16 protein-coding genes and 1 tRNA gene are annotated in these 12,665 nt (G+C 63.2%); 12 read left to right on the top strand and 5 right to left on the bottom strand.

The window, feature by feature from the left end; genetic code table 11:
* Positions 1 to 220: 220 nt before the first annotated feature.
* The 7 genes from ACYHH6_RS24440 (at position 221) to ACYHH6_RS24470 (ending at position 5,586) form a co-directional block, all read left to right on the top strand.
* Positions 221 to 1,378 carry a YcbK family protein gene (locus ACYHH6_RS24440; protein ID WP_352588768.1) on the top strand — a complete coding sequence of 386 codons (1,158 nt, stop codon included), beginning with the start codon at positions 221 to 223 and terminating at the stop codon, positions 1,376 to 1,378.
* A gap of 447 nt (positions 1,379 to 1,825) precedes the next feature.
* Positions 1,826 to 1,900: transfer RNA gene (locus tag ACYHH6_RS24445), tRNA-Glu, on the top strand.
* A 346-nt stretch (positions 1,901 to 2,246) separates the two neighbouring features.
* Positions 2,247 to 2,582: a GcrA family cell cycle regulator gene (locus ACYHH6_RS24450; protein WP_352588765.1), complete on the top strand. Its 336-nt coding sequence runs from the start codon at positions 2,247 to 2,249 to the stop codon at positions 2,580 to 2,582.
* A gap of 403 nt (positions 2,583 to 2,985) precedes the next feature.
* Positions 2,986 to 3,150: a DUF3606 domain-containing protein gene (locus ACYHH6_RS24455; protein ID WP_352588942.1), complete on the top strand. Its 165-nt coding sequence runs from the start codon at positions 2,986 to 2,988 to the stop codon at positions 3,148 to 3,150.
* 221 nt (positions 3,151 to 3,371) lie between these two features.
* Positions 3,372 to 3,551 carry a hypothetical protein gene (locus tag ACYHH6_RS24460; RefSeq protein WP_352588762.1) on the top strand — a complete coding sequence of 60 codons (180 nt, stop codon included), beginning with the start codon at positions 3,372 to 3,374 and terminating at the stop codon, positions 3,549 to 3,551.
* 34 nt (positions 3,552 to 3,585) lie between these two features.
* Entirely contained in the window at positions 3,586 to 3,813 is a 228-nt protein-coding gene (locus tag ACYHH6_RS24465; protein ID WP_352588759.1) for a KTSC domain-containing protein, read from the top strand.
* 1,407 nt (positions 3,814 to 5,220) lie between these two features.
* On the top strand, positions 5,221 to 5,586 hold the full coding sequence (locus ACYHH6_RS24470) for a helix-turn-helix domain-containing protein (protein ID WP_352588756.1): 366 nt from the start codon (positions 5,221 to 5,223) through the stop codon (positions 5,584 to 5,586).
* Here ACYHH6_RS24470 and ACYHH6_RS24475 read toward each other — a convergent pair.
* Complete coding sequence (locus ACYHH6_RS24475; RefSeq protein ID WP_352588753.1) at positions 5,583 to 5,774, bottom strand: hypothetical protein; 192 nt, start codon at positions 5,772 to 5,774, stop codon at positions 5,583 to 5,585. The genes ACYHH6_RS24470 and ACYHH6_RS24475 overlap by 4 nt on opposite strands.
* 410 nt (positions 5,775 to 6,184) lie before the next feature.
* Positions 6,185 to 6,379, bottom strand: coding sequence for a type 2 periplasmic-binding domain-containing protein (locus ACYHH6_RS24480; RefSeq protein ID WP_352588750.1), 195 nt, complete (start codon positions 6,377 to 6,379; stop codon positions 6,185 to 6,187).
* Positions 6,380 to 6,535: 156 nt separating this feature from the next.
* Here ACYHH6_RS24480 and ACYHH6_RS24485 point away from each other — a divergent pair, with 156 nt between their 5' ends.
* Positions 6,536 to 7,105 carry a hypothetical protein gene (locus ACYHH6_RS24485; protein WP_352588747.1) on the top strand — a complete coding sequence of 190 codons (570 nt, stop codon included), beginning with the start codon at positions 6,536 to 6,538 and terminating at the stop codon, positions 7,103 to 7,105.
* A gap of 24 nt (positions 7,106 to 7,129) precedes the next feature.
* Here the strand turns inward: ACYHH6_RS24485 and ACYHH6_RS24490 are convergent, their stop codons facing one another.
* From ACYHH6_RS24490 to ACYHH6_RS24500, 3 genes are all read right to left on the bottom strand, one after another.
* The gene (locus ACYHH6_RS24490) at positions 7,130 to 7,798 is read right to left on the bottom strand and encodes a DUF2161 domain-containing phosphodiesterase (protein ID WP_352588744.1); all 669 of its coding nucleotides are present in this window, start codon (positions 7,796 to 7,798) and stop codon (positions 7,130 to 7,132) included.
* Positions 7,799 to 7,861: 63 nt separating this feature from the next.
* A complete protein-coding gene (locus ACYHH6_RS24495) occupies positions 7,862 to 9,103 on the bottom strand; it encodes an ATP-binding protein (RefSeq protein WP_352588741.1) in 1,242 nt (413 codons plus the stop codon).
* Positions 9,100 to 9,825: a response regulator gene (locus tag ACYHH6_RS24500; protein ID WP_352588939.1), complete on the bottom strand. Its 726-nt coding sequence runs from the start codon at positions 9,823 to 9,825 to the stop codon at positions 9,100 to 9,102. The genes ACYHH6_RS24495 and ACYHH6_RS24500 overlap by 4 nt, the downstream gene beginning before the upstream one ends.
* An 80-nt stretch (positions 9,826 to 9,905) precedes the next feature.
* Between ACYHH6_RS24500 and ACYHH6_RS24505 the strand changes: the two genes are divergently transcribed.
* The 4 genes from ACYHH6_RS24505 (at position 9,906) to ACYHH6_RS24520 (ending at position 12,661) form a co-directional block, all read left to right on the top strand.
* A complete protein-coding gene (locus ACYHH6_RS24505) occupies positions 9,906 to 10,742 on the top strand; it encodes a hypothetical protein (protein WP_352588738.1) in 837 nt (278 codons plus the stop codon).
* A gap of 197 nt (positions 10,743 to 10,939) precedes the next feature.
* Positions 10,940 to 11,128 carry a hypothetical protein gene (locus ACYHH6_RS24510; protein WP_352588735.1) on the top strand — a complete coding sequence of 63 codons (189 nt, stop codon included), beginning with the start codon at positions 10,940 to 10,942 and terminating at the stop codon, positions 11,126 to 11,128.
* 10 nt (positions 11,129 to 11,138) lie between these two features.
* Positions 11,139 to 11,387, top strand: a complete 249-nt coding sequence (locus ACYHH6_RS24515; RefSeq protein WP_352588732.1) for a hypothetical protein — start codon at positions 11,139 to 11,141, stop codon at positions 11,385 to 11,387.
* 8 nt (positions 11,388 to 11,395) lie between these two features.
* Complete coding sequence (locus ACYHH6_RS24520) at positions 11,396 to 12,661, top strand: efflux RND transporter periplasmic adaptor subunit (RefSeq protein ID WP_352588729.1); 1,266 nt, start codon at positions 11,396 to 11,398, stop codon at positions 12,659 to 12,661.
* Positions 12,662 to 12,665 lie beyond the last annotated feature (4 nt).

Raw genomic sequence — 12,665 nt, forward strand, 5'->3', positions numbered from 1 at the left:
CTTGCAGAATTGACACAAGTCTCGTTTCCGGTTTGGGAACATAGGGTTATTGGACGTGAACGTTTCGACGCCGCACCAATAGCAGGCCGACCGGACACCGAGGGGGAATTTAGTTTTGAAATCAGTAGGATCGCGTCTCGCGGGGAGAGAGGGTCGCACAATAGCGGCAGCACTTTTCTCCGTGCTTCTGGCGTCCTGCACCTCCGCCGGCGACCCTACAATGTCGGTCGGCATGCCCGGCTACAACGCCACTGCTTCTGACATCGCCGCGGCTTCCGGCACCAGCCCTGCGGCGCCGGGCGATTCGACCGTGCAGGTCACATCGACCGCGCAGATCACGTCGACGGGGCCACAGATGATGATGACGGCCGCGGGCGATGCGACGCTGCCCGAGCAGGTCGCCTATGTGCCGCTGGCCAAGCCCGGAACCGGCTTCCCGGTCACTGTCCCCGCGGGCGCCGAAGCCATCGTCGGCCAGACGCCGCAGCCGCTGCAGCAGCCGGCACAGACTGCGGCCGCAACGGACGACGCGGCGCAGAAGATTGCCGCTGCCGATGCCGGCGAGACCGCACCGAAGCCGACGGCCGCGGCACCCGCGACCCCCGCGACCAATGAAGTCTACGTGACGGCCGCCGCACCCCAACAGGTCGATGCGCCGAAGAAGGGTTTCTTCGCTTCGCTGTTCAGCACGGCACCAGCCTCGGCTGCACCCGCTCCGCTGATCAACTCCCGCTCGGGCGAACAGCCTGCGGTTGCTGCCCAGTCCAAGGAAGCGCCCGCCAAGCCCATTGTCACGCTGGCTTCTGCCACCTCGGCCGACAAGCCGGTTCAGTTGGCCTCGCTCGGCGACGACAGCAGCAGCCATATCACCGGCGCCGATGCGCTGCCCGGCGTGCGCCAGACGGCGCTGTTCGAGATCAAGCGCAAATCCGGCATCGACGACGAAAGCGACGTCGATCTGAACGAGGACGAAGGCTCGGGCGGCAGCTATCAGGTGGCCTCGGCCGCCGGTCTAGCCCGGCTGGCGCCCAACGGCCTGCTGAAGCAGAACGAAAGCGTCGACGTCGCCTGCCTGAAGCCGTCGCTGGTGCGCGTGCTGAAGACCATCGAAGGCCACTACGGGCGCAAGATGATGGTCACCTCCGGCTACCGCGACCCGGCCCGCAACCGCCGCGCCAACGGCGCCAAGAATTCGCTGCACATGTATTGCGCCGCCGCCGACATCCAGGTTCCCGGCGTCTCCAAATGGGAGCTGGCGAGCTATATCAGGACCATGCCCGGCCGCGGCGGCGTCGGCACCTACTGCCACACCGAATCCGTCCACGTCGACGTCGGCCCCGAGCGCGACTGGAACTGGCGCTGCCGCCGGCGGGGCTAAGCCCACATACGGCAAACGGGTTGAGGGCTGCCAGCAGCCCACCGTTCCTTCCGGCTAGCTATGAGCAACGTTCGAGATTAGCCGAAGCCTCCGCGACTTCGTCATCCTTGGGCGCAGCGACGCGAAGCGGAGCGCAGACCCAAGGATCCATGCCAGGACTCCAGCCGCAGAACGCAGCGGTGCAGAATTCTGCACCGTGGCGACGCTCAAACGTCGCGGCATGGATCCTCGGGTCTGCGCTGCGTCGCTACGCTCCTTGCTCCGCCCGTGGATGACCGTGAGGAACGCTTCGGCCAATCTCCACAGACATGCAATCTCCGCGCGACTACGGAGCCCGCCTGCCTCACCGAACAGCCGTTCTTGCCCTTCTTGAAAAAAGTTGTCGCATCTGGCGGCTGATGGGTTGCCGGTTGGCAACAACGCAATTATAAGCCGCTTCGTCTGAGCGCGCCCATCGTCTAGCGGTTAGGACACCGCCCTTTCACGGCGGTAACAGGGGTTCGATTCCCCTTGGGCGTACCAGATATTTCAAGGACTTGATTGTGATCTGATGTCTGCGGACCCGATAGGGGGCCCGAAATGCATCTCCGCGTCGGTGAGTCTCCGCACCAAGGTAGGCTTGGCGAAGCAGGGGCTCGTTAGTTCAGGTCGATTATTTTGAATGGCTGGACCGTCACGACTGTTTTAGCGCCGCTTACCAATCCCCGTCGGCCGCTCGCGGTTAACCAATGTCCTAAGCCAGCATTCCTTTTTGCTCTGAACGAACGAAAAAGCGGCACAACTAGTGGCGCAGGTGTGGCCTTAAGTCGCAAACTATTGGCTTCAAAAGCAGGGCGTCGGGCTTCATTGACGGTGCGACCAGCACCATATGGTGATCCAAAGCCGTCCAAATCGAGAGAAGCTCGCCCGACGGGTCGCACTGCGGCTGTCAGCCAGAAATGGCTATGAACCAAGGAACCTGAAAACCATCATGCCTGAAAATACCAGACTAACTTCGAGAGACATTCCCCTCATTCAGCTCGGCGTCTATCAGTGCCGCTTCCCGGTGAGCGAAGACCCGTCAGTACCTGGCGGCTACCGTTTTTGTGCCGGGCCAACTTCGCCAGATCGTGTCTACTGCGATCACCACCACAACATTGTGACCGCCGTGGACCCTCGTCGAGCCCGTTCGGGTCTCCATATCCCCCAACGGCGCGCCGCTTAGGTTACGAGGCCCACAAGCCACACCCGCCGGCAGCGGCGCGTCACATCCCGGCGGAAACGCGCTGTTAACGTCGTTCGCGGGTGACGGTATGTCGGCCCCGGTTCGAAAGTATAAGTTCCATTCGCTCTCAGCCGTGGAGGTCGGGAATGAACTTGCTGCGAACAGCGCTTTTGTGCGCGGCCATGATCGGCCTGGCAGGCGTGGTGTCGGTTCGCGCCGAAGATCAGCCTGTGTCGCCGAACGCCGCAGCGGTACCAGAGCAGCCGCCGGTTCATTGCGAGGGGCAAAATTGCTTGCCGCCGGCCGAGGACCACGTCGAGGAGTGCAAGGGGCAAGATTGCACGCCGGTGCCATCGACCGACCAAGCGCCTGCTCCTGAGGTCGAACAAGTCAACTAAGCACCATCGGCCGGTATCCTCCCAGCGAAACCGGCGACGATTATGAGGTCCAGTATTTCGCCAAGAAGGTCGGGATCACGCCCCAGCAGGTGAAAGACCTGATCGCCAAGCACGGGAACAATCGCGCGACGCTGGAGCGGGAAGCGAAGGCAATGGGAAGCGACAGGTAGGCCAGCATGCCAGAATACCAAGTGGAAGAGTGGCATGGAGACGAGCGTGTCTCGTCCCATGCCACAAACGCCGATGATCCGATATCAGCGGTAGAGAAAGTCACTGGGCAACGAGTGTCGCCTCGAACTCTTCAGGAACACTGGTTTCGTGTGGTCGATGAGGATGCGAGAAGCACGCATGAATTCAGTCTTGAGGATGGCGTGCCCCGGGACTTTGCCAAATGACGAGAATTGCGGACCTTGGACCACCTAAGCCCGGCAAGCCCCACGAGCCGAAGGCAGACGGCCACGACCATTTTCACACATGCCCGATCTGCGGCCAGAAGGTCGACCGGCGCGACTTTCGCCAGGTGATGTGGCACGAGCAGCCGGATCACGAGCCGCTTGAAATGAACAACTAGGAGCGGGGCGGTTGCCGAAGACCCTCAACCAACCATGCCGTCGACCTCGATCAGCAAGTTCGACTATGACCCAAACACCCGGGTTCTCTCAGTCTGGTTTGTAGCCAGCGGGAAGCACTACGAGTTCTTGGACGTACCGGTTGAGGCCTTTGCCGCGTTTCAATCTGCGTTTGCTAAGGGCCGCTATTTCAACAACCACATCCGTAACAACTACGCATTCCGGCTCGCGCAAGGGAAGGCAGGAAGCTCATCGGGCGGTTGACATAAGCGGCAAGAGAGAAAGCCCGACCTGCTGGCTCGCGCCGCGGGCATGAAAACGGCTCGCATCGCTGCAAAACGGCCCTGCAGAACCAAGGCAAAGACCATTGCAACTTTGGAGAGTGAGTGGGCCTGCACCGCTGGGGGCGATGCGGGCCCGGCCAAGGGTTGGGGCCCTCGGCCAGCAGCGGGGGGCCGCTGCCGTATCTGAAACCAGGCGCAAAATATCAGGTTCCGCTTATATAGCAAAAAGCCGGCCGAGCTCCTTTGACCGGCAGCCGCATCAGCTAGATAGTGCCAGTCCGTATGATCCATTCCAGCAAGTTGGAATCTACGTCATCACTATCCGTATAGTCTCGGATCAACAGGGCAGCCTCATCACGCCATCGGTCCTCTGGGATGTTCTTTTCGATGACGCATTTTAGGAAGGCGCCACGCAAGACATTGCAGTCGGAAGCCGATATCCTTGGCTGGGTCATGATGCCCACCTCTAATCCCGGGGCGAAAGCGCAACGAACTCCAAGCACCGATGTCCATACATCGCCGGTGACCTTGGGGATTTAATGCGCTCAGAGGTGGCTTCAACCAGGACTCACTGTACATCCTTAACCAATCGTTACCGATCGTTCGGAGAGCGCTAATTTCCGTGGGCGGTTCCCGTATTCCGCGGTGGCCGGCGCGGATTTCACTGTTCTCACCGGCCAAGATCGCGTCGGCCACCTTCAGGCTCTATAAGCATCGCTTAATGAACGATTCCACCAAACCGGCTTGGCCCCCGGGCCGGTCAGGCCCGACGTTCAACCCGCCACCCCAACGCACTGCCGGCCCGCTTGAACTCTCACCGTACAGACAGGTTCCTGCTTCGCTTTTTTGTTCAAAAAGTGTGAGCTTGTCCGGATAGCCAAGCCTTATCCTCGCGTCGCATTGGTCGCAGTTGAAGCTCGATATAACCTTGAACCACGAGCCCTTTTTCACCATTACATGGGAACAGTTGGGGCACTCAAATTCCAGGTACTCGTCCTTCAACTCATTCGAAATTGGCGTTAAGCCACCTCCCCAATACAACGACGCGAATGACACTGCCGAGCGTAGCGCTTCAGCAAACGTTCCGCGTTCCGACGTCAGGCGCATTGCACATGGGACCTAGGTCCGATTACGTTGTCTCGGGCGCGATCGGCGATTTTTTGATCGACTTGATGACCCTTGCATTCGTCACAGAAGTCTTTGGCAATCACCTCGCAGATACGGCTCGCAAACTCGCTCGGCGAAGGCTCTCAAAAGTCAGGCTGCTGACTAAGACCTGACGGCGGGCTTAATGTCTCATTGTCTGGTTCGGCTCCGTAGCTGTCTCTTATGTAAGCGAGATGGAACATTCGCTGTCAGCCGCTGTTCTTTGCCAGGAGGAACGGTCATGGCCGACGACATTAGGAACCACGGCGTCAGCCAGCAGGACGGCAGGGGCGAAAGCACTTCGACCCTGGTGATGACACCAGAGCAGTCACGGGCGGCACGGGCGCTATTGAACTGGTCTCAGGTGCGGCTCGCTTCCAAGAGCGGTTTGAGCGAAGGGACAATACGCGACTTTGAAAACGGGCGGAGGATTCCGCGTCCCACGAAGCTCGCCGCCCTACTTCATGCGTTTGAGGTGGCTGGTGTAGTATTCACCGCTGCGGGGCCGTCACGAACTAACTTCTCTGAAGGGGAGTCGGGTGTGATCGGCTCCAATGAGATGTACCGCTACGCTAAGCTGGATCCAAGAAAATCAAGGGCGGGTTAACGACTAGCCGCCTTCGCCAGCGCGCGTTCACCCTTGCCCAGCACCGTGTGCGACCCATGCGTGATGCCCATGATCTCGGACCCTTCGAACCAAGTCGAGACGTTCAATTTCGGAAAATGCAGCACGCGAGCCGCCCACCAGACCTTTTCAATGTCGTGATCGCCTAGCCCCTTCGCCCCAGGCGCCAATCTCCTCTCTCGGGCTTCCGCGATCACACCATAGGCTAACGCGATCCCGGCAGTTCACAATACATCTACAAGCGGTCGATTCCTTAGGGATGTAGCCGCTCCCATCAGAGGTCCGTCGCGTGGGGGCACGCGGCGGACTGCTGGTGGCCCATCCGGCTGATATAGCGCGGCGCCTGGACCATCGCCAAGCGACGGCGGGTTTGTTTAGCCTTCCCTTACGTAAAGGAACGTCTCCTGCACGGTTCGGGAACGGAAGGAGCCCATTCTACAACACGTTATGTCGGCGTATGATCCCTTGCCAGCCGGCGCCCTCACGCCGGTTAGGCCCGGTGGTCAAACCCCAAGCCCCCCGCCCTTGACCGCTGGGCCGCTACTAGCCCCACCAGCGAGCGTTTCCGCGGGCCGCCATCCTACCGCCGGCGAAGAGCCTCGCCCGTCCTGGCGCCCGCCTGTGGCTCGACGCCGACGCTGCGCAGCCAGTCCACCCAGCCGGTCGGGCGCTCGTTGTGGATGAGTGAAGCGCCGAGCAGGTCGGCGGGGGTGCGCAGCGCGCCGGCCAATTCCTTCGTCGCGACAGGCGACAGAAAATCCCTGGCGATCAGCAAACTCTCGCAGCCTTCCGGGGGCGCATCGGCGTAGGGGCTGGAGTAAAGCGCGGCATTCGAGTCCGTGATGCATCCATCATCCGAATGGCAACGCCGTCTTTACCGGGTGATGTCAGGATCCAGCTGTCATTGTGCCTTCATCGATGACGGCAGATTGTGGCAGACGCCACGGGCGGGATCGGCAGGATGCTGGCTTGGGAGACATCGCATACGGACCGGTGGCAGGCCGGCGGCTGGAATGGTCTGCAAGCCTGCTTTGCCTTCCTCGCCTTGACGGCGGCCTTGGTACAGCCGGCAGAGGCAGGCGACCGTATCTCGCATGTGCTTGATCGCACCAGCACAGCCTCGGCCTATGCGGCCGAATCGGACCTTGTAACTGCCTACACGTCGGGCATGGCGCGCAGCCGCCTGAACCTTGCCGGGCGCATCGGTGAGACCAATCTGGCGGTCCCGCTCGAGCCATGGTCGTTGCGCGCGGAATTCAGGGCGCGGACATGGCGTGCGGCGGACGGCAGCCTGCTGCAGGGTTTTGCAGGCACTGGCGGCTTCCGGGTGACCGTCGGAAATTGCCTTGCCCGCTTTTGCGCCGCCAGCGAATGCAGCGATGTCGGTTGGCCGCTCTACAGCTGCAGCGACGGCCGCAAACGAAAGATGTCGGCCACCGACTTTGTGACGGCAAGTTTCGATGGCGTCTCCTACCGGCGATTGAGCGCCGCCAAGGAGTAACGCTGCAGGCACTGCGAAAAATCCTCACCCCTGGTCGTGCGCCACCTGCGGCCAGCGCTGCAGGGCGGCGTGGCCACCTTCGGTCAGCGCATAGACCCCACGCTCGGCCCGAGCGAACCAGCCATAGACATTGTCCAGAAGGATGCTGGCCGCCCGTGGCGAAATCGCCTTCAGATCGCGCGGGCGCTTCGGGCCGTCGGTCATGGCGGCGGCGCAGGCCAGCGCATCCTGCCGGTAGGCGGTCATAACAGGCGCGCGCGAGCCGCCACCGACCACCGGATCGCCGCGCCGGCGCCGGTGTTCCTCCATCAGCCGCGAGCGCCGCTTCGGGTCGCGGCGCGGCAGCAGAGCGGCCGGGCTGAGCAGCAATTCGACCTCGCCCTTGCTGCTGACAGCCAGAAGCCCGAAGCCGAGCCGCCGGCAGAGCGCGCGAAAACGGCGGTCGTGCTCGCGGCCCTTGCCACGCGCCGACATCCGCGCCGCCAACCATACCTCGTCGCAGGCGGCGGCCCGATCGACGCCTTGCAGGACAAGTTCCAGGTTGAACTGCAGTTTCAATTCGCAAATGACCAGCACCGGCGGCTCGCCATCGCGCACCGCCACGATATCGCAATTGCCGATTTCGCCCTTGACCGTGAATTCCAGGCTCTCGAGAAACCGCTTCACCGGGACGTAGAGAGACGTTTCCTGCATGGCGCAGGCATAGCCGATTCGGACCGCGCCGGCACCGGGATCGCCGAGGAGTCTGGCCGCGCGCTAAACCGCCTCAAACCCAACCGTCTGCAAAAGCCCGCCGCCCGGCAGGTTTTCCAGCGTGATGGTTCCACCATAGCGTTCGACGATTTCCTTGGCGATGGCCAAGCCCAGACCGGCGCCGGGGATGGATTGCCAGCGGGCGGGGTTGACGCGGAAGAATGGTTCGAACGCCTTGTTTAGCAATTCCGGCGGGATGCCGGGGCCATGGTCGGCGATTGCCAAGACGGCGCGGCCGTCGGCAGCGGTGAGCGAAACGCTGCAACCCTTGCCGTGCGTGGCGGCGTTGACGATCAGATTGCGCAAGGCCCGGCGCAGACCGAGTGCCCCTGCCCGCACCGAGACCTTGTCGAGGTGGTCGGCCGACACCTGGTGTCCCAGCGACCGCATCTCGGCGGCGATGTCGCGCACCAGCCTTTCCAGGTCGACTGGTTCCACCGCGTCCTGGTTGACCTCCTCGCGCACCAGCCGGATGGCGCTGTCGGCGATGCGGTCGAGCTCGTCGAGGTCGTGCAGCCATTTATCGCGGTCGTCGTCGAGGAATTCGGCGCGCAGCCGCATGCGTGTCATCGGGGTTCTAAGATCATGACCGGCGGCAGCGACCAGCCGCATGCGACTTTCCATCGCCGTCTTCAGCCGGGCGGAGAGCTGGTTCAGCGCATGCGCGGTCGCCTTGACTTCGGCCGAGCCCACTTCCGGCACCGACGCCAGCACACCGTCCGACCCGATCTTGGAGACAGCGGCCTCCAGCATTTCCAGCGGCCGGATCAACACCGACGTGAAATAGACGGACACCGCCGTGGCGCCGGCCACGATCAGCGAGATCCAGCCGGCCAGAACCAGCCATTCTCGCCTTGGCGGCTTGACGTGCGGCACCTCCATGATCGCCCAGCGGCCGTCGGGCAGTTGCACCGATGCGATTTGTCCGGGTTCGTCCGCCTTGTCGCTGACGATGGCCCGGAGGTCGAAGCCCCGGCGGCGCAGTATGTCGTTGAGCATCGCCGTTTCGGCACGGGCGACCTTGCCGCCGGCGGGATGATCGGTGAGTTGCACGTTCAGCACATCAGGGACAGGGCCGGGCTGCAGCCGCACCACGAGTTCCATCTGTTGCGCAATCCAGGGCACGGTCAGTTCCGGCGGCGGCCCGCCGCCGCGCACGCTGATCACGGCGGCGGTGGCCAGGCCGACCACACCGACGATCGAAGCGACCAGCAACAAAATGAGCCGCCGGCGCAGCGAGTTCATATCTCGGCCTCCACGGCCTCGACACGCGCGGTCAACTGGTAGCCGCCATTGCGCACTGTCTTGAACAGCGGCCCCTCGCCGGTCTCGCCGAACTTGCGGCGCAGCCGGCTCATCAAAACGTCGACCGAGCGATCAAGCGGTTCGCGCTCGCGGCCTTGGGTGAGATCGAGCAGCTGGTCGCGCGACAAGAGCCGGCCGGGCCGGTCGAGAAACACCTGCAACAGGTCGAATTCGGCGCCGGTCAGATCGACAGGAACCCCTTCCGCATCCGTGACTCTACGGGTGTCGGGCTCCAGCGTGTAGCTGGCGAAGCGGTAGATGCGCGCGCGTGGTGCCGCAAACTCCTCCGGCGCCGCGCGCCGCAGCACGGCGCGGATGCGGGCGGTGAGCTCACGCGGATTGAACGGCTTGCCGATATAATCGTCGGCGCCGAGTTCCAGTCCGATGATGCGGTCGACATCCTCTTTCAGGGCCGTCAGCAGGATGATCGGTATATGCGGTTTGCGGTCGCGCAAGCCCCGGCAGATATCCAGCCCCGAGCCATCGGGCAGCATGACGTCGAGCACGATCAGGTCGAACTGGCCGGCGCCGAGCTTCTGCTCGCATTCGCGCCGGTCCGCCGCCATCGAAACGCGAAAGCCCTGGCCGTCGAGGTAGCGCCCGAGAAGCGTCCTGATCTCGCGGTCATCGTCGACGACGAGGATATGGGGTTGCGATTGCATTGCCTGCGACATGCCCTTTGCCGGTTACCGCGCCGATTATAGGCAAGCCGCTGGCGCACAGCAGATAAAATTGCAACCGAATGTTGCCAGCAATCCGCCAGAAACGTTCCGAAACAAATCTCCCTTTGCTGGAAACCTTCGGCAACACACCGAAGCAAAGCGGAAAAAAAGGCCCCCTATCCTGCTGCCATCCGATGCATGTGGGAAAGGATTACGTCATGCAAAGCAGACTTCTGGCGCTCGGCCTGTTCTCCGCGGTCGCCATTCATCCCGCCCTTGCGCAGCACGTCGATTTTGTCGCGCCGCCCGGCGAGCCACCGCAAATTGTTGCAATGCAAGGCGGTCCCGACCAGGGTCCGCCGGATCAAGGCTCACCGGATCAAGGTCCCTGGCCGCACCGGCCTGCCTGGCACGGACCGGAGGGCTTCGATTCGCATCGCATGGGTCCGCCGCCGCAATTCAGGCTCGCAGCTCGGCTCGCCGCGCTTGAAACCCGCATCGGGGTACGAAGCGAACAGCTCGATGCCTGGCGCGACTACACCAGCGCGCTGCAGGCGGTGCTGGCGCCGCCCGGTCCCGATCATGGCCCCGGTGGTTCCGGCAATCGTGGTCCTGGAGCCGCAGATGGCTCCGGCGGCAAAGCCGACCAAGGTCCCCGCGATCCCTTCGCCTTCCAGGAAAGGCTGGCCGACGATGTTACTGAGCGCGCGGTCGCAGCCACCAAGTTGAAGGACGCCATCGCAGCCCTTCGCACCAAACTGACGCCCGAACAGCTTGAAATTCTTGCCTCGGCGGAACCCCATGGACCACCCCCCGGTCCCTGGGGCCATCCGCCGGACGCAGCCGGTCCAGGAGGTCTGCCTGGCCATGACAGACACGCTCCCAATGCCCTACCCCGGACTGACGAGCAACTCTGACCGGCTGCGCCGGCCGGCCCGCTGACGCCCGTGTCGGGCCGGCCGGTTCCCTCTCCCGTGGAGCAATTCCAGGAAAAGTGTGAAGCGGTTTTCCCGGGAAAAGCGCACAGCGCTTTCCCTTGGGAATTGCGTAAAAACTATGTCGCCGGTTCCGGCCGCCATCAAGCAACGAAAGCACGACAATGTGGGAAGCCCTGATGATGCTGCGGCTGATCGCGGCGTATGGCCCAGCCGGCTCGACCGGCCATGGCGCGCGAGCCGCGCAGCCGGTCCTGCCGGCGGACACACTCAAAGGTGCGATCCGGCTAAGCTTCGCCGCCTGGCGCCTGTCGCTGCCGTTTTCGACACGGTCGAGCGCCGCCCTTGATGACAAGAAAATTGCGTAAGGACCGCCCGTTGCCGATCACGGGCAAAGCGCTTGGCGAAACGCTGTCTATTGGCCTATTGGTGATGCTGGGCATCGCGGCCAAGACTTCATTCTGCCAAAAACTTCATTCTGCTTGTCGAACACGCCCTGGCCGCCGAGAAGGAGCGCAGGATGAGCCGCTTCGAGGAATTGCTCGACGCCGCACGCAAGCGGGCAGCGCCGATTGCCGCCACCTTCCGATCGCCATGACCTTCGACCGCAACTCCAGCGAAAGATGACCGACGCCATGCCACTCCCGTCCAGCCAGTCCTTTCTGCCGTTGCGTCGATCCGCATCCTGGGCCGCCCTTTGCGCCACGCTCTTTCTCGCAGCCTGCTCGCGGGAGGGAGCCCAGGCTCCGGCAGGCATGGGCGCTGCCGGCCGGCCCGAGGTCGGTGTCGTCACCCTGCATCCGCAGTCGGTGGCCATCACCGCCGAACTGTCGGGACGCACCAGCGCTTCGCTGACCGCCGATGTCCGCCCGCAGGTGAACGGCATTATCCAGGCCCGGCTTTTCCAGGAAGGCAGCGAGGTCGTGGTCGGCCAGCCGCTCTATCTCATCAACCCCGCGAGCTACCAGGCAGCCCTGGATAGCGCGAAAGCTTCGCAGCAGAAGGCTGAATCAGCAGTGCCGACCGCACAGGCCAAGTTCGACCGCTATGCCGGGCTGCTGGCGCAGAAGGTGGTCTCGCAGCAGGACTACGACGATGCCGCCGCGACGCTGGCGCAGGCACAGGCGGATGTAGCGTCGGCCAAGGCAAGTGTCGAAGCCGCGCGCATCAATCTTGACTACACCAAGATCACCGCGCCGATCGCCGGCCGCATCGACAAGTCGTCACTGACGCCGGGAGCGTTGGTCACCGCCAACCAGGACACCGTGCTCACCACCATCCGCGCGCTCGATCCGATCAACGTCGATGTCACGCAGTCGAGCACCAACCTGCTCAATTTGCGCCAGGCGATCAATGAAGGCCGGCTGAAGTTCAGCGGCCCCAATGTCAGCGTCAAGCTGAAGCTCGACAACGGCACCGTCTATACGCAGACCGGCAAGATGGAATTCGCCGGCGCCAATGTCGACCAGTCCACCGGCACTTTTGCGCTGCGGGCTCAGTTCCCCAACCCGGATCGCCTGCTTTTGCCCGGCATGTATGTGCGCGCGCTGGTCGAAGAAGGCGTCGCCCAGAACAGTTTCCTGGTGCCGCAGCGCGCCGTCAGCCGCAATACCAAGGGTGAAGCGACCGCCATGGTCATCAATGCTGCCGGCAAGGTCGAGCAGCGTGTGCTCGCCGTGCGCAACACCGTCGGCAACAGCTGGCTGGTGGATTCCGGTGTGGGCGACGGCGACCGCGTCATCGTCGAGGGCGTGCAACTGGTGCGCCCGGGCGGTGATGCGACCGGCGTCGAGGTGACGATCGACGAGGCAACCGGCGAGGTCAAGGACCGCGCGCAGACCTCCTCGGCCGTACCTGCGACCTCCGAGGTGGCCGCCAACGCCCAGAAGACCGGGAACTGAGCCG

The organism is Mesorhizobium sp. P171375, from assembly GCF_057786075.1.

What these genes read in the sequence shown, in the direction of transcription:
- ACYHH6_RS24495 (WP_352588741.1), bottom strand. Translation starts at nt 9,103, where the DNA reads ATGAACTCGCTGCGCCGGCGGCTCATTTTGTTGCTGGTCGCTTCGATC.
- ACYHH6_RS24510 (WP_352588735.1), top strand. Translation starts at nt 10,940, where the DNA reads ATGATGCTGCGGCTGATCGCGGCGTATGGCCCAGCCGGCTCGACCGGC.
- ACYHH6_RS24450 (WP_352588765.1), top strand. Translation starts at nt 2,247, where the DNA reads ATGGTGATCCAAAGCCGTCCAAATCGAGAGAAGCTCGCCCGACGGGTC.
- ACYHH6_RS24500 (WP_352588939.1), bottom strand. Translation starts at nt 9,825, where the DNA reads ATGCAATCGCAACCCCATATCCTCGTCGTCGACGATGACCGCGAGATC.
- ACYHH6_RS24460 (WP_352588762.1), top strand. Translation starts at nt 3,372, where the DNA reads ATGACGAGAATTGCGGACCTTGGACCACCTAAGCCCGGCAAGCCCCAC.
- ACYHH6_RS24465 (WP_352588759.1), top strand. Translation starts at nt 3,586, where the DNA reads ATGCCGTCGACCTCGATCAGCAAGTTCGACTATGACCCAAACACCCGG.
- ACYHH6_RS24520 (WP_352588729.1), top strand. Translation starts at nt 11,396, where the DNA reads ATGCCACTCCCGTCCAGCCAGTCCTTTCTGCCGTTGCGTCGATCCGCA.
- ACYHH6_RS24470 (WP_352588756.1), top strand. Translation starts at nt 5,221, where the DNA reads ATGGCCGACGACATTAGGAACCACGGCGTCAGCCAGCAGGACGGCAGG.
- ACYHH6_RS24505 (WP_352588738.1), top strand. Translation starts at nt 9,906, where the DNA reads ATGTTGCCAGCAATCCGCCAGAAACGTTCCGAAACAAATCTCCCTTTG.
- ACYHH6_RS24440 (WP_352588768.1), top strand. Translation starts at nt 221, where the DNA reads ATGTCGGTCGGCATGCCCGGCTACAACGCCACTGCTTCTGACATCGCC.
- ACYHH6_RS24490 (WP_352588744.1), bottom strand. Translation starts at nt 7,798, where the DNA reads ATGCAGGAAACGTCTCTCTACGTCCCGGTGAAGCGGTTTCTCGAGAGC.